The sequence below is a fragment of the Telluria sp. AIW5 genome, assembly GCF_056680575.1.
The window spans coordinates 4,741,906-4,763,377 of the sequence record NZ_CM155289.1 but is presented as its reverse complement, the minus strand read 5'-3'; the positions used below and the strand labels follow the sequence as shown (position 1 = coordinate 4,763,377).

Annotated in this window: 17 protein-coding genes and 1 pseudogene; 5 read left to right on the top strand and 13 right to left on the bottom strand. The window is 63.5% G+C overall.

Annotated elements, in window-relative coordinates; translation table 11 throughout:
* Nucleotides 1-85 precede the first annotated feature (85 nt).
* The gene (locus AC1MEM_RS21085) at nucleotides 86-1,024 is read left to right on the top strand and encodes a CysB family HTH-type transcriptional regulator (RefSeq protein WP_499473874.1); all 939 of its coding nucleotides are present in this window, start codon (nucleotides 86-88) and stop codon (nucleotides 1,022-1,024) included.
* A 39-nt stretch (nucleotides 1,025-1,063) separates the two neighbouring features.
* The gene (locus tag AC1MEM_RS21080) at nucleotides 1,064-1,726 is read left to right on the top strand and encodes a class I SAM-dependent methyltransferase (protein WP_499473872.1); all 663 of its coding nucleotides are present in this window, start codon (nucleotides 1,064-1,066) and stop codon (nucleotides 1,724-1,726) included.
* 211 nt (nucleotides 1,727-1,937) lie between these two features.
* Here AC1MEM_RS21080 and AC1MEM_RS21075 read toward each other — a convergent pair whose 3' ends face one another.
* The 4 genes from AC1MEM_RS21075 to AC1MEM_RS21060 all read right to left on the bottom strand — a co-directional run bounded on the left by AC1MEM_RS21075 (nucleotide 1,938) and on the right by AC1MEM_RS21060 (nucleotide 6,713).
* Nucleotides 1,938-2,954, bottom strand: coding sequence for a porin (locus AC1MEM_RS21075; protein WP_499473870.1), 1,017 nt, complete (start codon nucleotides 2,952-2,954; stop codon nucleotides 1,938-1,940).
* A 109-nt stretch (nucleotides 2,955-3,063) separates the two neighbouring features.
* Entirely contained in the window at nucleotides 3,064-4,236 is a 1,173-nt protein-coding gene (locus tag AC1MEM_RS21070) for a PAS domain-containing sensor histidine kinase (RefSeq protein ID WP_499473868.1), read from the bottom strand.
* A gap of 287 nt (nucleotides 4,237-4,523) precedes the next feature.
* Nucleotides 4,524-5,285 (bottom strand): LytR/AlgR family response regulator transcription factor, encoded by a 762-nt coding sequence (locus AC1MEM_RS21065; RefSeq protein WP_499473866.1) that lies wholly within the window; start codon nucleotides 5,283-5,285, stop codon nucleotides 4,524-4,526.
* Nucleotides 5,286-5,366: 81 nt separating this feature from the next.
* On the bottom strand, nucleotides 5,367-6,713 hold the full coding sequence (locus AC1MEM_RS21060; RefSeq protein WP_499473864.1) for a sensor histidine kinase: 1,347 nt from the start codon (nucleotides 6,711-6,713) through the stop codon (nucleotides 5,367-5,369).
* Between the two features lie 320 nt (nucleotides 6,714-7,033).
* Here AC1MEM_RS21060 and AC1MEM_RS21055 point away from each other — a divergent pair, with 320 nt between their 5' ends.
* Nucleotides 7,034-7,972: an exopolyphosphatase gene (locus AC1MEM_RS21055; RefSeq protein ID WP_499473862.1), complete on the top strand. Its 939-nt coding sequence runs from the start codon at nucleotides 7,034-7,036 to the stop codon at nucleotides 7,970-7,972.
* A gap of 224 nt (nucleotides 7,973-8,196) precedes the next feature.
* Here the strand turns inward: AC1MEM_RS21055 and AC1MEM_RS21050 are convergent, their stop codons facing one another.
* The 4 genes from AC1MEM_RS21050 to AC1MEM_RS21035 all read right to left on the bottom strand — a co-directional run bounded on the left by AC1MEM_RS21050 (nucleotide 8,197) and on the right by AC1MEM_RS21035 (nucleotide 13,483).
* Nucleotides 8,197-8,898 (bottom strand): YjjG family noncanonical pyrimidine nucleotidase, encoded by a 702-nt coding sequence (locus tag AC1MEM_RS21050; RefSeq protein ID WP_499473861.1) that lies wholly within the window; start codon nucleotides 8,896-8,898, stop codon nucleotides 8,197-8,199.
* A gap of 115 nt (nucleotides 8,899-9,013) precedes the next feature.
* Entirely contained in the window at nucleotides 9,014-11,422 is a 2,409-nt protein-coding gene (locus AC1MEM_RS21045; RefSeq protein ID WP_499473859.1) for a putative bifunctional diguanylate cyclase/phosphodiesterase, read from the bottom strand.
* Nucleotides 11,423-11,559: 137 nt separating this feature from the next.
* Entirely contained in the window at nucleotides 11,560-12,825 is a 1,266-nt protein-coding gene (locus tag AC1MEM_RS21040; protein ID WP_499473857.1) for a nitronate monooxygenase, read from the bottom strand.
* Nucleotides 12,826-12,997: 172 nt separating this feature from the next.
* Nucleotides 12,998-13,483 carry a YajQ family cyclic di-GMP-binding protein gene (locus AC1MEM_RS21035; protein ID WP_499473855.1) on the bottom strand — a complete coding sequence of 162 codons (486 nt, stop codon included), beginning with the start codon at nucleotides 13,481-13,483 and terminating at the stop codon, nucleotides 12,998-13,000.
* A gap of 183 nt (nucleotides 13,484-13,666) precedes the next feature.
* On the opposite strand from AC1MEM_RS21035, the gene murB reads away from it, so the two are divergent.
* Nucleotides 13,667-14,695, top strand: a complete 1,029-nt coding sequence (gene murB, locus AC1MEM_RS21030; RefSeq protein WP_499473853.1) for a UDP-N-acetylmuramate dehydrogenase — start codon at nucleotides 13,667-13,669, stop codon at nucleotides 14,693-14,695.
* Here the strand turns inward: murB and AC1MEM_RS21025 are convergent.
* The gene (locus AC1MEM_RS21025; protein ID WP_499473851.1) at nucleotides 14,692-15,705 is read right to left on the bottom strand and encodes a diguanylate cyclase domain-containing protein; all 1,014 of its coding nucleotides are present in this window, start codon (nucleotides 15,703-15,705) and stop codon (nucleotides 14,692-14,694) included. The two genes, murB and AC1MEM_RS21025, sit on opposite strands and share 4 nt — an antisense overlap.
* A 159-nt stretch (nucleotides 15,706-15,864) precedes the next feature.
* Between AC1MEM_RS21025 and AC1MEM_RS21020 the strand changes: the two genes are divergently transcribed.
* The gene (locus AC1MEM_RS21020; protein WP_499473849.1) at nucleotides 15,865-16,578 is read left to right on the top strand and encodes an SDR family oxidoreductase; all 714 of its coding nucleotides are present in this window, start codon (nucleotides 15,865-15,867) and stop codon (nucleotides 16,576-16,578) included.
* On the opposite strand, the gene AC1MEM_RS21015 is transcribed toward AC1MEM_RS21020, so the two are convergent.
* The 4 genes and pseudogenes from AC1MEM_RS21015 to AC1MEM_RS21000 all read right to left on the bottom strand — a co-directional run bounded on the left by AC1MEM_RS21015 (nucleotide 16,521) and on the right by AC1MEM_RS21000 (nucleotide 21,435).
* Nucleotides 16,521-16,826: a hypothetical protein gene (locus AC1MEM_RS21015; protein ID WP_499473847.1), complete on the bottom strand. Its 306-nt coding sequence runs from the start codon at nucleotides 16,824-16,826 to the stop codon at nucleotides 16,521-16,523. The two genes, AC1MEM_RS21020 and AC1MEM_RS21015, sit on opposite strands and share 58 nt — an antisense overlap.
* A gap of 545 nt (nucleotides 16,827-17,371) precedes the next feature.
* Entirely contained in the window at nucleotides 17,372-18,604 is a 1,233-nt protein-coding gene (locus AC1MEM_RS21010; RefSeq protein WP_499473845.1) for an argininosuccinate synthase, read from the bottom strand.
* 114 nt (nucleotides 18,605-18,718) lie between these two features.
* The gene (argF, locus tag AC1MEM_RS21005) at nucleotides 18,719-19,642 is read right to left on the bottom strand and encodes an ornithine carbamoyltransferase (RefSeq protein ID WP_499473843.1); all 924 of its coding nucleotides are present in this window, start codon (nucleotides 19,640-19,642) and stop codon (nucleotides 18,719-18,721) included.
* A gap of 225 nt (nucleotides 19,643-19,867) precedes the next feature.
* Nucleotides 19,868-21,435: pseudogene (locus tag AC1MEM_RS21000) on the bottom strand (IS3 family transposase).
* Nucleotides 21,436-21,472 lie beyond the last annotated feature (37 nt).

The window sequence follows — 21,472 nt, the reverse complement described above, 5'->3', positions numbered from 1 at the left end:
CAATTTATTTGCTTATATACGGTAGGGGCATAAGCATTCGCATAAAATAGCGACTGGCGTTTTCACAACATCTAGAAAAACAGGAATGAACCTTCATCAACTGCGCTTCGTCCGCGAAGCCGTGCGCCAGAATTACAACCTGACCGACGCGGCGAAGGCCTTGTTCACCTCCCAGCCGGGGGTGTCGAAAGCCATCATCGAGCTCGAGGAAGAGCTCGGCGTCGACATCTTCACCCGCCACGGCAAGCGCATCCGCGGCCTGACCGAGCCGGGCCGCCTGGTACTCGAGTCGGTCGAGCTGATCATGCAGGAAATCGAAAGCCTGAAACGCATCGGCAAGGAATACGCGGCCCAGGACAGCGGCAGTTTCACCATCGCCACGACCCACACCCAGGCGCGCTACATGCTGCCGAAAGTGGTGCAGGCCTTCATGGTCAAATACCCGAAGGTGCGCTTGTCGCTGTTGCAAGGCAACCCGAAGCAGATCGCCGACATGGTCAAGGGCGGCCAGGCCGATCTCGCCATTGCAACGGAGGCGATCGCGTCGATGGACGGGCTGGTGACCTTGCCCTGCTACCAGTGGGAACACGTGGTCGTGGTGCCGCCGGAACACGATTTATTGCGCTCGAAAGCGGTCTCGCTGGAGGAAATTGCCGGTTACCCCTTGATCACCTATGATGCCGCCTTTGCCGGACGCAGCAAGATCGACCATGCGTTCAGCCTGCGCGAACTGAAACCGGACGTGCTGCTGGAAGCGATCGACGCCGACGTCATCAAGACCTATGTGGAGTTGGGCATGGGCGTGGGCATCATCGCCGGCATGGCCTTCGACACCGAGCGCGACCGCAACCTGCGCGCGATTCCCGTCGGCCACTTGTTCGGCATGAACGTGTCGCGCGTCGCGGTGAAGCAGGGCGCGTATTTGCGCAGTTATATTTATACCTTCATCGAGCTGCTGGCCCCGAGCCTGACGCGCAAGATGGTCGAGTCGGCCATGCGCGGCGGCGAGAACTATGAACTGTAATGCGGCGAGCTGTGTCGCAATGAGCTGTAAGAGAAAAACATGAACAATCAACAAGTTGCAAAATACTATGCCCTGCTGGGCGAAGCGCTCGAGGACAAGTACCTCGAGCCGGACATGGGCGACGACATCGACGACATGAGCATCCACCTCGGAAACGTCCTTGCCGGGCATACGGTGCTGGAACTGGGCTGCGGCACCGGGTTCTGGACCGAAGTGACGGCCGAGTCGGCGGCGTCGGTGCTGGCGGTCGACATCAACGCCTCACTGATCGACATCGCCCGCGAGCGCGGCATGCCTGAAGGCAAAGTGTCCTTCCGCGTGGCCGATGCGCTGGATTTGCCGGAAGACATCGGCAACGACCTTGGTAAATTCACGGCGGTGCTGGTCAGTTTCCTGTGGTCGCATTTGACCAAGGGCGAGCAGGAAAAGCTGCTGGCGACGCTGAAAAAGCGCCTGGGCAAGGATGTGCTGCTGGTGATCCTGGACGATTCGTTTGTGGAAGGCTTCAGCGAAACCATTGCCCGCACGGATGCCGAAGGCACGACCTACGAGATCCTGACGGCACCCGAGGGCGAACGTTTCGAGCTGCCGAAGAGTTACCAGTCGGACAGTGCTTTGCGCAAGCGGCTGGGGAATGTCAGCAAGGAGATCAAGATCGAGCGGGTCGAGTTTTTCTGGATCCTCACCTGCCGGCTCAAGTGATCACTGCGTTGGCGATCGCATGACGTAGGGTGGGCTCGTGAGCCTACGCGGTACGGCGCTTGCATATCGCGGCGGATGATCTCGCACAATGTGGTGATCATCCGCCGCGTTTTTTTACAACGTGTGCGGAGCGCATCGGCACGAACGCGTGGGCATGCCCACCCTACGTTACGCGACTGTCTGCGGCTAACCGAGACAGCTCGTATCACTCTTAAAACGCGTGGCGCATGCCCACCGTGAACGCGGTCGGATCCGCACCCAGCGCGGTCGCCACAGGCGTGACGTTGTTCGACGACGAGTTCAGGCCGAATACGCCGCGCTCGTTGTTGCGCATCGCGCCGTAAGCAGTGTACAGGTTGGTGCGCTTCGACAGCGCGTAGCTGTAGGCCAGCGACCAGGCGTTGCCGCGGGCGCCGTTGTCGATTTTGTTGCGTTGCACGTTCGCGTAGAACTTGTTCGAACCCATAGTGTAGACGCCGCCCAGGTTGACCTGCTCGAACTTGTTGTTCGCGCCGGCCTGGTCGGCGGACATGTAGTTCGCCTTCAGGTCGAAATCGCCGAATTTGTAGCCGGCGCCGACTGCGACTTCCTTGTCCTTTTCCGTTGCCACGCGTTCCACCTGGTGATAGCCGGCGCCGACGTAGAATGGGCCGTTCGCGTATTCCAGCGCCACGCCCAGCAGGTTGCCGTTCGGGCCGCCGGTGGTGCGCTCGCCGGCCGAGTAGGCCGCCAGCACGCTGAAGCCTGCCATCGGGTTGCTCTTGAAGTTCACCGAGTTCGACAGGCGGCGGGTCAGGCGGTTGGTGGTGAAGGCCGACAGGTTGCTGCCGTAGAAACCCTGGCCGAGCGCGTCGGTGGCCGCGGCGATCGAAGCGATCGGGCTGTATTCGCGGCCGATCGTGACCTGGCCGAAGCCGCCTTGCAGGCCCACCACCGAGCGGCGGCCGAACAGGGCGGAATCGGCGGCGCCGGTGTCGAGCGCGACGCCCGCTTCGATGTTGAAGATCGCCTTCAGGCCATTGCCCAGGTCTTCGGTACCGCGAAAGCCCAGGCGGCTGCTCGACTGGTTGCCCGAGCTGACGACGGTGCGGCGCTTTTCGCCCGGTGCGTCGGTATCCTCGATGGCGACGGCCGCGTCCATGACGCCGTAGACGGTGACGTTGGTCTGCGCATGCGCGAACAGCGGAAGGGTCGTGATCAGCGCGGCGGCCAGGGCTTTGTATTGCATGAAGATCTCCAATAAGGTGACGAAGGATTGAGTTGGCGTTTTGCAAACTCAAGGTCCAGCGCATCTTATCGAAGCAATATTTCTTCTTGATGACAGGCAGTCATCGGCACTACACGACGTGGCCGGCGATCGGCAACACGATGTCGATGCGGGTGCCGGGCGGATCCTCGGCGCTGATCGTGATCTCGCCGTGCAGGCCCCAGACCCGTTCGCGCATGCCGATCAGGCCGAGCGATTCGGCCTTTTCCAGGTCTTCCTCGCGGATGCCGCGGCCGTCGTCGCGGATCGTGACCAGGAGTTCGCCATCGATGCGGTACAGGTTCATCGTCACGGCGCTTGCCCCGGCGTGGCGCGCGATGTTGGTCAGCGCTTCCTGCACGATGCGAAAGATGGCGGTGCTGGCCTGGTCGTCCAGGCGCAGCTCGGCTTCGTCTGCCAGGACCTGGCAGGCAATGCCGTGGCGCTCGGTGAAGTCGTCGCGCAGGCCCTGCAGCGCGAAGTACAGGCCGCCTTCGTCGAGCGAGCGCGGGCGCAGGTTGGTGGCGATGCGTCGCAGCGAGGTAATTGCCGTGAGCAGGTTGCCGTCCATGCCGCGGATCAGGCGCAAGGCGTCGGGCGTGGCGCCGCATGCGTCCTGCAACAGCGTCAGGTCCATGCGCAGCGAGGCCAGCAGCTGGCCGAGATCGTCGTGCAGTTCGCGGGCGATGTGGGTGCGTTCTTCCTCGCGGATGGTCTGCAGCGCCGCCGACAGTTGGCGCAGCTGGTCGTGAGAGCGGGCAAGTTTGCGCTGCACGCGCTGGCGCTCGGAGACATCGCGCAGGATGATGGTGTAGACGATGCGCCGGTAATGCCGGGCTTCGGCGATCGAGCCTTCGATCGCGAACGCGGTACCGTTGGCGCGCAGCCCGGTGCCGGCGTAATCGGTGCCGCGGCGCCCGGCGCTGCCGCCGGCGCGGAAATAGTCGAGCGGACCGGCGCCGTCCGCTCCGAAGTCGACCGCCCGGGGCGCTTCGATGAAGCGCGCCAGCGGACTGCCTTCCATTTGCTGCACGGTCACGCCGAACATGCTGGCCGCGGCCGGATTGGCCAGCACGATGCGGCTGGTCTCGTCGGCCGCGATGATCGCTTCGCCCGCGTTGTGGACGATGCGCCGGCTGTGGCGGGTGGGTGCATCGCCGGCGCCGTCGGTATCGAAACGGGCCAGCAAACGCCCGCCGAGCACGCCGAGCGCGAACATCGCCAGGCCCCGCCCGCGTGGGCGCGCACTGCGCTCTTGTTTCATCTGGATATGCCTGCGGTAATGTCCGCGTGCGCGGACCAAACGCTACGATACGGCGGGCGAAGCGGGGTATGGTTGAGCCGGCACAAGCAGGGAAGATGGGCCTGGAACTGTTGCGTAAGGTAGGGTGGACTCCTGAGTCCACGCGGTCGTACAGTTGCGTGCCGCAACGCGTGACAGCATCACGAACGCACGCACTGTGAAGCTGACGCGCGGCGTTTCGATATGCATATGCCGTACGCGTGGAGTCAGGACTCCACCCTACGGTGCACGACGGCCAACAATGCTTTTTACATCTGCTTGAACAGGTGCAGGAAACTGCGGCTCACTTCCAGCTTCTCCGGGCGCCCCTTGACCAGCACCAGGTGGCGGCCGCGGATGTCGCGCGTCACGCCTTCGATCGCGTTGACGTTGACCAGCGTAGCGCGGTGGATTTGCCAGAACAGGGCAGGGTCGAGCTCGTCGGCCAGGTCGCGCACGGGTTTCCTGATCAAGGCCTCGAATGTCGCGGTCTGCACGCAGGTGTATTTTTCGTCCGAGCGGAAGAACAGGATGTCCTCGACCGGAATCATCCGTAAATCCTGGCCGATGCTGGCCTGGATCCATTGCAAATGCTTCGGCTTGGGCGCGGCGATCTTCTCGGCCAGTTGCGACAGCATTGCGGTGACGCTGTCGTTGACCACGGCGCCGGGCTTGCCGAGGCGTGCCTTGAGTCGTTCGACCGTCACCTTCAGGCGCTCGGGCTCCGACGGTTTCAGCACGTAATCGACGGCGCCGCGCTCGAAGGCCTCGACCGCGTACTGGTCGTAGGCGGTGACGAACACGATCTGGCTGCGGTCGCCGATCTCGCGCGCCGCTTCGATGCCGGTCTTGCCGGGCATGCGGATGTCGAGGAAGGTGAAATCCGGCTTGCACTGGCCGACCAGCTCGACCGCCTCTTCGCCATTTTTCGCTTCGCCCACGATGTCCAGTTCCGGCCACACCTGCTCCAGGCGCAGGCGCAGCTGGTCGCGCATCAGTCTTTCATCATCGGCAATAATCGCGGTCGGCATGGTCGTGGTCCTGGCGGAAAGAGGAAGTGACAATTATTCAACGAATTGGCGCCGCAGGCAAGGCCGGCGGTGAGCATGGTGTCAGCGCGAAACCTGGTAGGGCACCTCGACCATCGCGATCACGCCGCTCGGGCTGTTGGCGGCGATGTGCAGCTGGCCGGCCTCGCCGTGCAGCAATCTCAGGCGCTCGCGGATGGTCGGCAGGCCGAGGCCGGTACCGGTGCTCGGCACGACGCCAAAGCCGACGCCGTCGTCGGTGACGGTGACGCGCAGTTTGTTGTCGGCGACGTCGGCCACGATCTTCAGGGTGCCGCCCTCGGGCTTGCATTCGAGTCCATGCTTGATCGCATTCTCGACCATCGATTGCAGCATCATCGGCGGAAAGGCCGCGCTGCGCAGTGCGTCGGGAATGCGCATATCGACCGTCAGGCGCTCTTCCATGCGCATTTTGAGCAGTTGCAGGTAAGCCGTCACCATGTCGACTTCGCGCCCGAGGTTGGTCACCAGGGTGTTGTCGCGCATCTGCGGCAGCACGGCGCGCAGGTAGAGGATCAGGCTGCGCTGCATGGCCGAGGCACGCGGCGGATTGGTCTCGATCAGGTGTTCGACGGAAGCGAGCGTGTTGAACAGGAAGTGCGGTTCGACCTGCGCCTGCATCATCTGCATGCGCGCTTCGGACAGCTGGCGCTGCATCGACTCGCGCTCGGCGGCGGCGTTCGCGCTCTGGGTCTGCAATTCGGCGCGCTTCTTGCCGCCCATCAGTGCCTTGATGCCGAACAGCGCCATCAACAGCAGCAGCACGAAGCTCCTGAACCAGGTCGAGGCCTGTTTGTGATAACGCGACACTTTCGCTTCGGCCGCATCGTCCACCGCACCTTCGATCGCGACCGACAACTCTTCCGCGATCTGCGGCGGCAATTCGATGTGCACCGAATCGCTGCCGGGGCGCGCGCCCTTCGGCAGGACGAGGTCGGGCGCGGCCATCGCGGCCGCCGCTCCGGCGGCAGCTGCTGCCCGGGCAGCGGCTGCCGGGGAGGCCGCCGGCGCAGCGGGCGCTGCAGGAGCGGCGGGAGCGGCGTCTGCCGGGGCCTCCGGCGGCGCCGGCGGCACGGGCGGGGGGAGGGCCGCAGGGCCGTTCGGGCTGCCGGGTTTCGGCTTGTTGCGCGGGTTGAAATGGATGCCGCTGTCGTCGATCAGGATACTGGGCTGGTCCTTGCGCGCGGCGCGTTCGGCTGCTGCGATGTCGGCACCGCTGTCGGAAAATAGCTCTTCCTGCAGGATGATGCCGGCGATCAGGGTCAGCGCCGCGAACAGGAAGAATTTCCACCACGACAGCTGGGTCACCCAGGTAGCGACGGCGTCGAAGGCGCGGTAGAGCGACGACAGGATGCCGGAAAAATAATGATTGGTGGAGCTGCGCGCTTGCATGTCTGGTCTTGTCGTTCGATTCGTGGGCGCAACGAGTGTACCGCGCCGGCGCCGCCCGGTGCCGGTTTGCCTTCCTCGAAAGGCAGGGTCTGGCGTCCGGATTGTTGGAATGTTGCAACTTTACCCCGCTCGCCGGCGCGGGGCACCTGCTTTGCGACAGCCTGCACGATGCGGGGCGTGGAATGCAAAACCGGACGCCGGGACCGCCCTCTTATTTGCGAAACAGCCTGACAAAAACTAACAGCTGGAAACATTGCACGGTATGATGAAAAAACGATTTGATGCTTCCACAGTCAACCATTCGACGAAAGGGTCCGCCGATGTCCGCCGTTCCAGCTCAATTCCGCCTCGTCACCCGCAGCGACTTCGATGGACTGGTCTGCGCGGTCCTGCTCAAGCACCTGAACCTGATCGACGACATCCTGTTCGTCCATCCGAAAGACATGCAGGACGGGAAGATCTCGATCAGCAGCCGCGACATCACGACCAATCTGCCCTACGTCGCCGGCGCCCACCTGTCCTTCGATCACCACCTGTCCGAGACGATTCGCAACACCGGCGTGCGCAACAACCACGTGATCCAGCCCGAGGCGCCCTCGGCGGCGCGCGTGGTCTGGGATTATTACGGCGGCGAGAAAGTGTTCCCCGTCGCCTGGCTGGACATGATGGCGGCCGTCGACAAGGGCGACAGCGCCCGCTTTTCGCGCGAGGAAGTCCTCGAGCCGGCTGGCTGGAACCTGCTCAATTTCCTGATGGACGCCCGAACCGGCCTGGAGCGCTTCCGCGATTTCCGCATCTCCAACTACCAGCTGATGATGGAGCTGATCGAGGCCTGCCGCCAGCATTCGATCGACACCATCATGGCCATGCCCGACGTGCAGGAGCGCACGAAGCTGTATTTCGAGCACAGCAACCAGTGCAAGGAACAGATCCGGCGCTGCGCCCGCGTGCACCGCAACCTGGTCGTGCTCGACCTGCGCAACGAAACGACGATTTTCGCCGGCAACCGTTTTATCATCTACGCGCTGTTCCCGGAGACGAACATCTCGATCCACGTGCTGTGGGGGCTGAAGAACCAGAACACGGTGTTTGCGACGGGCAAATCGATCCTGAACCGGACGTCGAAGACGAATATCGGCGCGCTGATGCTCGAATATGGCGGCGGCGGGCATGAGAATGCGGGGACCTGCCAGGTGGATAATGCGATGGCCGAGGATGTGCTGGGGGCGCTGATCCAGCGGATTACGACCGAGGGCTAATGCGGTTCGCGAAAGGCGGTGTGCGGACAGGGTGGGGCTGTTGCCTGTGCGGTACGTGGTGCGCGCGATCCGCGCGGGCATGCCCACCCTACGGTCGCCTTTCGTGGCGAGTTCACGCACACCCCGGACCCGCTATCGTGTCCCGTAGGGTGGGCATGCCCACGCGGATTAAAAACACCGATAACAGAACAGGCAACAGCCCCACGGCCTGTCGCCCTGAAAGTTCAGGCCCCCGCCATGCGGCGCAGCGCCGGCACCACCTCATCGAGCCGCCTCACTTCGCAGGTCGGCAGCGCTCCCGTGTCATTGCCCAACCCGCCCGGATTGAACCAGCAGCTCTCGATCCCGAACCGGTTCGCGCCTAGAATGTCGGCGTCCAACCGGTCGCCGACGATGACCGTCTCCGCGTTCGAAAACGCGCGCGCCATCTTGACCGTGTAGTCGAAAAACCGCGCGTCCGGCTTGGCATGGCCGCAGGCCTCCGAGGTTGCGACAAACGACACATGCGCGTGCAGCTTCGATGCGGCGATGCGCCGATGCTGGATATGCTCGACGCCATTCGTGATGATGCCCACTTCGCCGATGCCGGCCAGCGTCTCGCACAACTGCTGCGCGCCGTCGATCAGGACCACCGTATTCGACAGCGATTCGAGGTAGAGGTGGCTGGCCGCCTGCGGATCGAGATCCAGCCCGGCCGCGGCGAAGGTCGCGCGGAAGCGCTCCACCTTCAGATAATCTTTCGAAACGGCGCCAAGCTCGAAGGACTTCCAGAGTGCGAGGTTGATCGCCTGGTAGCGCGCGAACAGCCCCTCGGGAAGCGTATCGAGCCCGAGTTCGCGCATCGTGCGATCAAAGGAGCGTTGTTCCGAAGCCTTGAAGTCGAGCAGGGTGTCGTCCAGGTCGAAAAGAAAAAGTCTGTGTTTCATCGTGTTGGATGCGCGCACGGCAGTGGCGCCGTGCATGGCAAAGAATGCGTCGGGAACCAGGCATGATACCGGAAGCGCCGACCCGACTCCCGCCGCCGGGCCTGGTGCCGGTCCTTTACGCAGGCATGCGGTCGCGGTCGCGCACCAGTTCGCGCGCCGCCTCGGCCGCCATCGGCTCGCTCATCAGCAAGCCCTGCAGCACCGCGCAGCCGTGCGAAGTAAGAAAGTCGCGCTGGGCGTGCGTTTCGACCGCTTCGCCGATCACCGGCATGCGCAGGTTATGGCCGATGTCGATCAGGGTGCGCGCCATCGTGCCGCCTTCGGCATCGCGCTCGTCGGCAATCGCGTGGACCGCTTCTTTCGACAGTTTCAGCTGGCCGACGGACAGTTCGCGCAGGAAGCCGAGGTCGCTCATGCCCTGGCCGAATTCGTCGATCGACAAGGTCAGGCCGAGCTCGCGCAACTGGGCCGCCAGGTCGCGCACCTGGCCGGGATTGCGGATCACGGTTTCCTCGCGCAATTCGATCTGCAGGCTGTCCGGCGCCAGGCCGTAGGCCGTGAGGCGCGCCGCGATGTCCGGGACAAAATTCTGCTGGCCATATTCGCGCGCCGAGACGTTCACCGTGACCGGCACGTCGGTCACGCCAAGCTGTTTCAAATCGTGCAGGAAGGCGCAGGCCTGGTCGAGTACCCAGGCGCCGAACTCGACGATACGGCCGTTTTCCTCGGCCTCCGACAGGAAGGCCGAGGGCAGCAGCACGCCATGCTCCGGATGGCGCCAGCGCAGCAGCGCCTCGAAGCAGGAGACCCGGCCGCTGCGCGCATCGATGCAGGGCTGGTACAGCATGAACAGTTCGCCGCGCTCGATCGCGTGCGACATGCCGGAATCGAGCCGCTGGCGCGCCTCGCTGCTCGACTTCATATCGTTCGAGAAGAAATAGATTTCGTTGCGGCCGGTGGCCTTGGCGTGATACATGGCGACGTCCGCCGAGCGCACCAGCTCGGCCGCCGTGACGCCATCGTGCGGATAGACCGCGACGCCGAGGCTGGCGCCGACTTCGATCTGCTTGTGCATGAAGGAGGCCGGCTGGGTCAGGCTCTGGCGCAGGCGCTCGATCATGCGTAGCGTGAAGCGCAGCGAAGGTTGATTCACCAGCACCAGCACGAATTCGTCGCCGGACAGGCGTGCCACGGTGTCGATGTCGCGCACCGAGGCCTGCAGGCGCCGTGCCACCACCTTCAGCACCACGTCGCCGGCCTCGTGGCCGAAGCTGTCGTTGATGCTCTTGAAGTTGTTCAGGTCGATCAGGACGATGCCGACCATCGATTTCTGGCGCTGCGACAGGTGCAGCGCCTGCTCTAGCCGGTCCCACATCAGGTTGCGGTTGGCGAGGCCCGTGAGCGGGTCGTGGTTGACCTCGTGCTCGAGGTGGGCGGTGCGCTGCTTGGTGGCGGTGACGTCCATGATGACGCCGATGAAATGGGTGGTGACGCCGTGCTCGTCCAGCACCGGCGTGACGGAGAGGTCGTTCCAGAACAGCTCGCCGTTCTTGCGCATGTTGCGAAACACGACGTTCACCGGCTGGCGCGCGGCGATTGCCTCGTGTACCTGCATGCGCTCGTTGTTGTCCATGCCGGGCGCGGCCATGAAGCGGGAATCGCGCCCGACGACCTCGAGGGCGCTGTAGCCGGTGATGCGCTCGAAGGCCGGATTGACGTATTCGATCGGGCAGTCGCGCCCGGCTATGCCGGTGATGACGATGCCGTTGCTGGCCGCGTGCAAGGCGCGCTCGCGCAGTTGCAGCATGCGTTCCTGGTCGCGCCGCGCAGTGATGTCCATGCCCATGCCGAACAGGTACTGGCCGCCGTCGCAATCCACGCGCGCGCCGCACAGCAGCATCGGCGTCTCGCGCCCGCTGCGCGACACGACCTCGGCTTCGATCGCAATTTCCTCGTCCTGCTCGAACACGCGGCGGATACTGTCGGCAATCAGGGGACGGGTCGGCAGGTCGAACAACTCGAGCACGTTGAGCGCGGCCATCTCGTCCGGGCTGTAGCCCGTGGCCCGTTCGTGATTGCGGTTCCAGAGCACGAAGCGGCTGTCGCGATTGAGCGCATACACGGTGCCGGGCAGGAAGTCGATGACCGCCGACAAGGGGGTACGCCCAACCAGCACGGTGTCGGGCGTGTCGTCGCCGTGGACATTGTCGATGGCGGCGACCCAGACCCGGGACACGCCGTCGGGGCCGTACTGCGGACACAAGGCCAGGTCGGCTTTCACCTCGCCGCCGTTCGCGCGACGCAGCACCACCCGGTTGGTGTTGCCATGGTCCTCGGCCAGGCCGAGCCAGCGCTCCCCGCTGTCTTCCGGCGCAACGCCGGTGAGCAGGGCGCCGAGTGGCTGCCCGATGGCATCCATGGCTGTGAAACCAAGCAGCTTTTCGCAGGCATCGTTCCAGGCCGCGATGATGCCGGTCTCGTCGACCAGGAAGGCGGCATTGGCTGTCGGTACGGACATGGTCATGCTGGGCGCCTTTGGCTGGTTGGGCATCCTCAGTTGGACTCGCCCAGCGTACACGCGTTCCCGAAGACGTGTCGCCGTTGTGCCAAAACAAAAAAGCCATGCGTGGGCATGGCTTTTCGCTAAAAACGCGGCGCGGTTCAGGCCGCCGCGCTCTCCTGTTTTTCCGGCAGCGCGATGGCGTTGTCCACGCTGAACTGGTAATCCTTGAACACGTGCTCCGCGCTCAGGATCTGGTAGTTACCGTCGGCCAGTTTATGCGTCGTGTCCTTCAGGCGGTAAGTGTAGTGGCCGCAGGTCCAGCAGTTATAGTTGCGCATGTGCGTGCACAGGCAGGTCTTGTCCATCACCGGCGGATTTTTCACGTCCGGATTCGCCAGCACTTCGCGGTTGTACGAATTGATGTAGGCGCAGTTGCCGGTGGCGTCCAGCAGGTAGCCGTAGGATTCGCAGCCCGGACGGATGCCGGAACCGATCGCCGGCGTGCTTTTCAGCATGCGCATCGGGTAGCCGGTCGGCGAGATGCCGTTGACGATGATGTCTTCCTCGCTGGCGCGGAAGTATTCCTGCTTGACGCTGTCGGGCATGCCGCACTCGCGGGTGACGGTGAAGCGGGTCGCCACCTGCACGCCGCCGACGCCTTTTTCGAGGAAGCTCACCGCATCCGAACCGGTGAACACGCCGCCGGCCGCGATCAGCGGGATATCGATGTTTTCCGCGCGCATGTAGGCGAGGATTTCGTCGATGATCAGGTGCAGGTCGTAGTTCTTCCAGTCGAAACCGAAACCCAGGTGGCCGCCGGCCAGGGGACCTTCGACGATGATGAAATCGGGCGGGCGGTTCAGTTTGGCGACCTTGCGCAGGAACAGCTGCAGCGCGCGCACCGACGACACGATGATGCCGAGCTTGGCTTCGCGGAAGCGCGGGTGGTCCTTGATCAGCTCGAACGAACCGAGGTGCAGGCCGGCCGACATGGTGATGCCGTCGATGCCGGCGTCCAGCGCCGAGGCCAGGCGCGTGCGCAGGGTTTCCTTGGGCGCGTTCATGGTCAGCTTTTCCATGCAGTTCACGAAAATCAGGCCATCGCCTTTTTTCGCCGCCATGGTCGCGCCCACGTGCAGGCGCGTCGCTTCAGCCAGGCGTTCGAGGTCGAACTTCACGACCGCCTTGTCCATGTTGTTGATGTTGAACTTGTAGAGCTTGGTCTTGTCCTTGACGAAGGTGGTATCGAACTTGCGGTCCGAGACGTCCTGCACCATCGCGTCCGAGATGTGGCCGATGCCGCCCAGGCGCGCCGCTTCCAGCGCCAGCTCGGAGGTCGAAATGTCCACGCCCATTCCGCCAATCATGATGGGCACATATTCCTTGTTGCCCAGACGCAGGCGGAAATCATCAACACGTTTCATTGCTATCCTTAGACTACCGAAGTTACTCTTGCTGCCACAGCAGGGCCGATGCGAGCGAGTTTGTGCCGCCTCAATTCTACCTCAAGCAAAAAGTGGGTAGCGCGAGGCGTGCGGCGATATGCAGAGTGAGAGAAACAGAGGCGCCGCCCCTGTTCCGGATCTTCTTATTGCATCAATCGCGGAAGTTGTTGAATGCGAGCGGCAAGTCCTGGATGTCCTTGCGCAGCAGCGCCATCGCGGCCTGCAGGTCGTCGCGCTTGGCGCCGGTGACGCGCACGGTTTCGCCCTGGATGCTGGCCTGCACCTTCATCTTGCTTTCCTTGATCGCCTTGGTGATCTTCTTGGCGTCCTCGGTCTCGATGCCGTTGCGCACCTTGATCAGCTGCTTGACCTTGTCGCCGCCGATTTTTTCCACTTTTTCCTCGTCGAGGAAGCGGACGTCGACTTTCCGCTTGGTCATTTTGTTGACCAGCACGTCGTACACCTGGCTCAGCTGGAAATCGGAATCGGCGAACAGCGTCAATTCCTTTTCCTTCTGCTCGACCTTGGCCGAGCTGCCCTTGAAGTCGAAGCGGGTGGTGATTTCCTTGTTCGATTGCTCGACGGCGTTCTTCACTTCGACCATGTCTGCTTCGCAGACCACGTCAAACGATGGCATGGCGGTTTCCTTTTATAGTTTTGCTGCTGAACTTATGAATGGCAGTATTTTAACGGAATGGCCCAAATAGAACGACCGTTTTAGGCGGCAAGGCCGGGCTTGCTACGATAATTGCCACTATAATCGACCGCTTATTTCTTCTCGACCCGCCTTTCTCGACCCGCCCCTCAACTGTTCCTGCCCATGTCCATTGTCCTCCCGATCGAACACGACGTTTCGCTGCAAGCCTTCAACACGTTCGGCCTCCCCGCGCGTGCCCGCCACTACCTGCGCGTCACCGACCCGGCCCAGCTCGACGCCCTGCAGGGCGATGCACGCTTCCCGAGCCTGCCGCGCTTCGTGCTGGGCGGCGGCAGCAACGTATTGCTGACGAAAGATGTCGAGGCCCTGGTGCTGCACATGGCAATCGCCGGCCGCGAGATCGTGGGCGAAGAAGACGGCAAGACCCTGGTGCGGGCCGGCGCCGGCGAACACTGGCATGCCTTCGTCGACTACACGATCGAGCAAGGCCTGGGCGGGTTGGAAAACCTGTCCCTGATTCCCGGCACCGTGGGCGCGGCGCCCATCCAGAATATCGGGGCGTATGGCCTCGAGATCAAGGACGTGTTTCATTCGCTGACGGTGTTCGACCTGGCAAGCGGCGCGCGGCGCACCCTGAGGGGGCCGGAATGTCGTTTCGGCTACCGCGACAGCGTGTTCAAGCACGCCGACGGCGCCAACCTGGTGGTGCTGGACGTCACCTTCGCCTTGCCGCATGCCTGGCAGCCGAACCTGCGTTATGCCGAGCTGGCGCAGGCGCTGGAGTCCGCGGGCATCGCCGCGCCGACGCCGCGCCAGGTGAGCGACACGGTCGTCGCGATCCGGCGCCGCAAGCTGCCCGATCCGGCGGAGATCGGCAACGCTGGCAGCTTCTTCAAGAATCCGGTGGTATCCGGAGCGCGCTGCGCCCAGCTGCTGGAACGCTTCCCGCAGCTGGTGCACCACAGGCAGCCCGATGGCAGCGAGAAGCTGGCGGCGGGCTGGCTCATCGACCAGTGCGGCTGGAAGGGTAAACACCTCGGCGCTGCCGGCGTCTACCCGAAGCAGGCGCTGGTGCTTGTGAACAATGGCGGGGCGACGGGGGGGGAAGTCATGGCGCTGGCGCGCGCGATCCAGCACGATGTGCAGGAGCGTTTCGGCGTCGGGCTCGAACCCGAACCCGTCTTTATTTAAGCGCGAAAAGCCGCCACGCGGTTGCGGCCGCGCGACTTGGCCGCCTGCACGGCTTCGCCGGCCCGCGCCAGCACGGCGTCGAAGATGGCTTCTTCGGATGGCACGGTCGAGGCGACGCCGACCGACATCGTCACGATGCGGCGTTCCGGCGCCGGGTGCGACAGGGCCAGGCGCTCGAGCGCCGTGCGGCAGGCTTCGGCCACCTGCACGGCGCCGTCCAGTCCGGTATCGGGCAGCAGGATCGCGAACTGCTTGCCGTCGTAGCGCGCGGCGAGATCCGACGGGCGCTTCAATTGACCGGTGAGCACGCCCGCCATCTTGCGCAGGCAGAGGTCGCCCGCTTCGCGCCCGAAGCGGTGATTGAAATAACCGAAACTGTCGACGTCGCACACCAGCAAGGACAAGGGCTGGCCATTGCGGCGCGCGCGCTGCCATTCGCCCTGCGCGACCTGGTCGAAGCGGCGCCGGTTCGGGATGCCGGTCAGGCTGTCGACGCCGTCGATGCGGTCGAGTTCGCTCTGGGCGCGCGCCAGCAGCGCTCCGGTTTCGGCGAGGCGGCGCAATGCGTCGTCGCGTTCGAACAGGGCCTGGCCGGCGCGCGCGTGGTAGCGCAGGCGCGCCAGCCATTCGGTCTGGGTCGGCAGCTCGGCCAGGTAATCGCTGGCCCCGGCGGCAAAGGCGGCCTCGCGTCCGGCATTGCCCGCCGCATTGCCCGCCGCGTTGCCTGCATTGGGTGCGAGCACCAGCAGGGGCAGACCGCCAAGCAGCGGGTGCGCGCGGCAGGCGCGGATGAATTCGCTGCTGTCTTCCGTCCCGGCCAGGGCGCGCACCAGCACCGAAGGACGCAGCGCAGATGCCTGTTCCAGTGCCTGCGCGGCATCGGTGATCACCAGTTCGATATCGTCGACAGCCGCCAGCATGTCGCGCAGCGCGCCGGCAAAGGGCGGGGCGCCGACCAGCAGGACGCGGCATGGACTGTTCAGTGACGCAAAGGCAGTGGCAAGTGGCATCGGTGGCTAAGTGGCGAGACAGGTGGACAGGGCGGACTCATTCTACCTGAGGCATGTTCGAAGTGTTGCATTTAACCTACTTAAAGTGTCCGCATACAACGGTCTGCGCCGGCGGCGCGCATTCGGCTATGCTTGGGTTCCATTCCCGAGGAGAAGTGCATGAAAGCCATCGTCACCGGCCACACCAAAGGTCTCGGCGCCGCCATCGCCGCCGAGCTGATCGAACGCGGCGTCCCGGTGCTGGGCCTGGCGCGCGGCCGGTCCGCCGGGCTGTCTTCCGAACTGCTGGCCGAAATCGAAGTCGACCTGTCCGACCCCGCCGCCATGGGCGCCTTCCTGGCCGGCGACACGCTGGCGCGCTGGCTGCGCGACGAGGGCGCCACGCTGCTGGTGAATAATGCCGGCGTCGTTGCACCGGTCGGTCCATTGGCTGAACAAGATCCATTGGCCGCGCTGCGCGCCGTGACGCTGAACGTGGCCGCGCCGCTGGCGCTGGCGGCGGCCGTCGTGCGCGCCAGCCGGGGCGAGCGCCGCATCTTGCACATCTCGAGCGGCGCGGGCCGGAATGCCTATCCGGGCTGGAGCGTCTACTGCGCCACCAAGGCCGCGCTCGACCGCCACGCGGAGGCGGTGCTGCTCGATGGCGATGCCTCGGTGCGCTGCTGCAGCATGGCGCCGGGCGTGATCGATACCGGGATGCAGGCCGAGATCCGGGCCACGCCGGAGTCGAATTTTCCGATGAAGGAGCGCTTCGTACAGCTCAAGCAGGAGGGGGCGCTGGCCAAGCCGCAGGACTGCGCGCGCCAGCTGGTGGACTACTTGCTGGCTGAGGGTTTCGGCAACGAGCCGGTGGCCGATCTGCGCAAGGCCTGAGGCGGCCCGGTCGAGGACATGGATTCATCGGCACGGCCGGGACGGCGCCGCGGCAAGGGCGTGCGCTGGTACGCCGTGCGGTCGAGCACGCGCTGGGCGACTGCGTCGGGCACCCGGGTTTCGCGCAAAAACGCGGCGGCTACCCCCATGCCGACGTTGTCGCGATAGGCGATGGCCACATCGACCACTGCGCCGAGTACGGGATCGGCGCGCCGGTCCCGCATGCTGCCTGCAACCGAGTCGTCCACGCTGTCTCCTCATCGCTTTGCAGCCACACCGCGGCCGGCCCGAAGGGGTTACCCGCGCCATCGCCGCTGGAACCAGGCGCAGCGGCTGTTCCGGCTATGCAGATCGGGTAAGCTCATGTCAGTTTAGTAAAGACATGTGATCAACGCAACAGGTATCGGCGCAACTGATCTGCGCCACAGTGACTGGCGCGGCCGGCCCCGAGCGTGCCGGCGCTGTGCAAAAACGGTAGCGCGTGCCTGCTACGAAACCAATGAAAAAGCCGCCCGCAGGCGTAATGCCGTTCAGTTAAGCGCGGATGAGCTGCCCCGGGCCAGCATAACGCGCGGGCATGCCCGGTGAACCCGTCATCGAGGCGATTGGCCTCGATGACCCCATACGGTGCGCTACCGTCGTCATTGTTGGTCGAGGCCGCTATGTAACGTAGGGCGGGCATGCCCGCGCGTCGACCTCAAGAACAAAGGCCGCTCCGATGTGAATCGAAGCGGCCTTCTTCACTGAACGGCATTACGCCCGCAGGCGGCTTTCCGTAGCGGTCGAAAGACCCTTACTGCCCGCGCTTGGCGCGCGCCTTCGCCGCAATCCGCATCCGCAGCGCATTGAGCTTGATGAAGCCGCCCGCGTCCGCCTGGTTGTAGGCGCCGCCGTCTTCATCAAACGTCGCGATGTTCATGTCGAACAGCGAATCGGTCTTCGAATCGCGCGATACGACGATCACGTTGCCCTTGTACAGCTTGATGCGTACCCAGCCATTCACGGTCGCTTGCGTGTGGTCGATCAGCGTCTGCAGCGCGACGCGTTCCGGCGCCCACCAGTAGCCGTTATAGATCAGCGACGCGTAGCGCGGCATCAGGTCGTCCTTCAGGTGCGCCACTTCGCGGTCGAGCGTGATCGACTCGATTGCGCGGTGCGCGCGCAGCATGATGGTGCCGCCCGGGGTTTCGTAGCAGCCGCGCGACTTCATGCCGACGTAGCGGTTCTCGACCAGGTCGAGGCGGCCGATGCCGTGCTTGCCGCCGAGGCGGTTCAGCTCGGTCAGCACCTGGGCAGGCGACATGCGCACGCGGTTCAGGGCGACGATGTCGCCGCGCTCGTATTCGAGGTCGAGGTACTCGGGAGTGTCCGGCGCCTGCTCCGGCGACACGGTCCAGCGCCACATCGATTCCTCGGCTTCGGCACTCGGGTTTTCCAGGTGGCGGCCTTCGAAGGAGATGTGCAGCAGGTTGGCGTCCATCGAATAAGGCGCGCCGCCGTTCTTGTGCTTCATGTCGACGGCGATGCCGGCGTCTTCCGCGTACTTCAGCAGTTTTTCGCGCGACAGCAGGTCCCATTCGCGCCATGGCGCGATGATCTTGACGTCCGGTTTCAGGGCATAGGCGCCCAGCTCGAAGCGGACCTGGTCGTTGCCCTTGCCGGTCGCGCCGTGCGAGACGGCGTCGGCACCGGTTTCGTTGGCGATCTCGATCAGGCGCTTGGCGATCAGCGGACGCGCGATCGAGGTGCCGAGCAGGTATTCGCCTTCATACACCGTGTTCGCGCGGAACATCGGGAACACGAAGTCGCGCGTGAATTCTTCGCGCACGTCGTCGATGTAGATGTTTTCAGGCTTGATGCCGAACTTGATCGCCTTGGCGCGGGCCGGTTCGAGTTCTTCGCCCTGGCCGAGGTCGGCCGTGAAGGTGACGATCTCGCAGCCGTAATTGTCTTGCAGCCATTTCAGGATCACGGAGGTGTCGAGGCCGCCGGAGTAGGCGAGAACTACTTTTTTGATGTCGCTCATGGAGATTCCAGTGTGGAGGAGAGGTAGGATTGAAGTGGTCAGCCGGCCCGCTTTTCAACGGGGCCGACGATCAAACAAAGGGGTGGTGCTTTACAAATTATTCCTTGGCTTCGCTCAGTTGTCGATTCTGCCGAGCAGCAGGTATTCGATCAGCGCCTTCTGCACGTGCAGGCGGTTTTCCGCTTCGTCCCAGACAACCGACTGCGGGCCGTCGATGACCTCGGCGGAGACTTCCTCGCCGCGGTGCGCCGGCAGGCAGTGCATGAAGAGCGCGTCGGGCGTGGCGCGCGCCATCTTGGCGGCGTCGACGATGAAGCCGTCAAACGCTTTCAGCCTTTCTGCGTTTTCCTTCTCGTAGCCCATGCTGGTCCACACGTCCGTGTTGATCAGGTGCGCGCCTGCGCAGGCGTCCGACGGGTTCTCGAAATGCGTGTAGCGGTTGGTGGAGACCAGCGCCGGGTCGAGGTCGTAGCCTTTCGGCGTCGAGATGTTCAGGTGGAAGCCGAACACTTCGGCCGCCTGCAGCCAGGAGTACAGCATGTTGTTGGCGTCGCCGATCCAGGCCACCGTCTTGCCGGCGATCGGGCCGCGGTGTTCGTAGAAGGTGAAGATATCTGCCAGCACCTGGCAGGGGTGGTGCTCGTTGGTGAGGCCGTTAATCACCGGCACGCGCGAGTTGGCGGCGAAGCGCTCGATGATGTCCTGGCCGAAGGTGCGCACCATGATGATGTCGCACATGCGGCTCATCACCTGGCCGGCGTCTTCGACCGGCTCGCCGCGGCCGAGCTGGCTGTCGCGCGTGTTCAGGTAGATCGCGGCGCCGCCCAGCTGGTGCATGCCGGCCTCGAAACTCAGGCGCGTGCGGGTCGAGCTCTTCTCGAACACCATCACGAGCGTACGGTCGACCAGCGGGTGGTACACCTCGTAGGCCTTGAACTTGCGCTTGATGACCTTCGCGCGCTCGATCACGTATTCGAATTCGTCGAGCGAGAAATCGGAGAACTGCAGGAAGTGCTTGATCGCTTTGGAGCCTGGCATATCGTGTTCTTCAGAGGGAGTATCCCCTTGATTATAGTGGTTTTGCGAAGGCTGGGGTCAGGTCTGACATTCGGACACGGTCTCAAGCGTAATCGCATCGACGTTGAACGTTGCTTGTCCAAGGCAGAGTTCGTGTCCAAATGTCAGACCTGACCCCAGCTTTTTTAATGCAGAGCTCGTGTCCAAATGCGGTGGTTGTCAAGCTAGTTGTCGCGTGAGCAGCCGTTAAGCTGTTCTTCTAAAAGCCGGCATATTGGTCGCCGGCGCTGTGGTTTCGCTGATCGCGTGGTCGGGGTTGAGATGCACTTCCCTGATCGGCGACCAGTTGCGTATGGACCCGGTCCAACGCAGCGGATTGGCCTCACGTGCGGCGTTGTAGACGGCTGTGCGGGCTGCCAGCAACACGTGGTGGAGGCCCGCGTGACGTTGGGTCGGCGTCACGAAGTTGATGGTGCTGTGACGGTGCTCGTTGTTATACCAGCGCACGAATCTGGCCACCCAGTTGCGTGCGTGTGCGAGGTCCGTAAATGCTTTACCGGGATAGTCGGGGCGGTACTTCAAGGTCTTGAACAAGGATTCCGAATATGGGTTGTCATTGCTGACGGCCGGCCGGCTGAACGAAGGCATCACGCCCAGTGCCTGCAAGGTCGCCAGCATGGTCGCGCCCTTCATCGGGCTGCCATTGTCGGAATGTAGAATCACCTGGTTGGGCTGGATTTTTTCACGTGCACAGATGTCGCGCATGACCTCGGCCGCAAGGTTGCTATGCTCGTCCCGATAAACCTGCCAGCCAACGACCTTTCGGCTGTAGATATCGATGAACATGTACAGGTAAAAATAGATTCCCTTTACCCCGCTCGGCAAATAGGTAATGTCCCAACTGTAGAGCTGGTTAGGCGCCGTGGCACAGATGGCGCGCGGTTTGCTGCGCTCTTGAACCGGCCGCGCCGCCTGCCGATGCTTGACCAGGCCAGCGCTTCGCAACACCCGATAGAACGTCGATTCGGAGGCCAGGTAAGTGCCCTGGTCGGCCAGGCGCGGCACGATCTGGCTAGGCGGCATCTGGCCAAACTCGGCCGAGTTGGCGATAGCGAGAATCTCTTCACGCTCTCGCGCCGTCAACGCATGAACTGGTTGTTGGACGCGCGTCGTACGCCCATCGGGCGCAGCACCGACTAGCTTCCAGCGCTGCAATGTGCGCAAGCTCAAGCCGATGATTTCACATGCTTTGGTATGGCGCGCTCCCGAGGAAACGGCTTGGGCGACCATCGCGACGATATCGGCCCGCGCTGCGGGCAAGGTCATTTGACCTCGTCCTCCCACAGCGCATTGAACTTTTTTTGCAATAAGAGCAGCGCTGCGGCCTCCGCGAGTGCTTTATCTTTACGATCCAAATCCCGGCGCAATTTGTCTATCTCTTGCTGCAGGCTGCGCATCTCGCGTGTATCGACGGGGGCGGTCGGCTTTGCATCCAGGCAGAACCCGGTACGCCAGGCTTCAAGATGGTGCACGAACAGCCCACGCTCGCGGCACCAGGCCTGCAGCGCTTCCTCATCCAGGGCGTGCGTTTCGTGCAGCGCCACCAGCTGCTCGCTTCGGCTCCAGTCCTGCGGCCGCTTTTCCCTGTCAGAGGACGCTTTCAACATATATAAATTCTTTCTGCGAATCCAGTTCTTGACCGTGTACACATTGACGTGCAGGTCGTCGGCAACGTCCTGTATGGTGCGCTTGCCGCGAGAATACACCTTCACCAAGGCTTGTTCGATGAAGGCGTCGGAATACAGTTTGCTCATGTTGTCTCCTAAATGTGAGGCGACAACTAGCGTGACA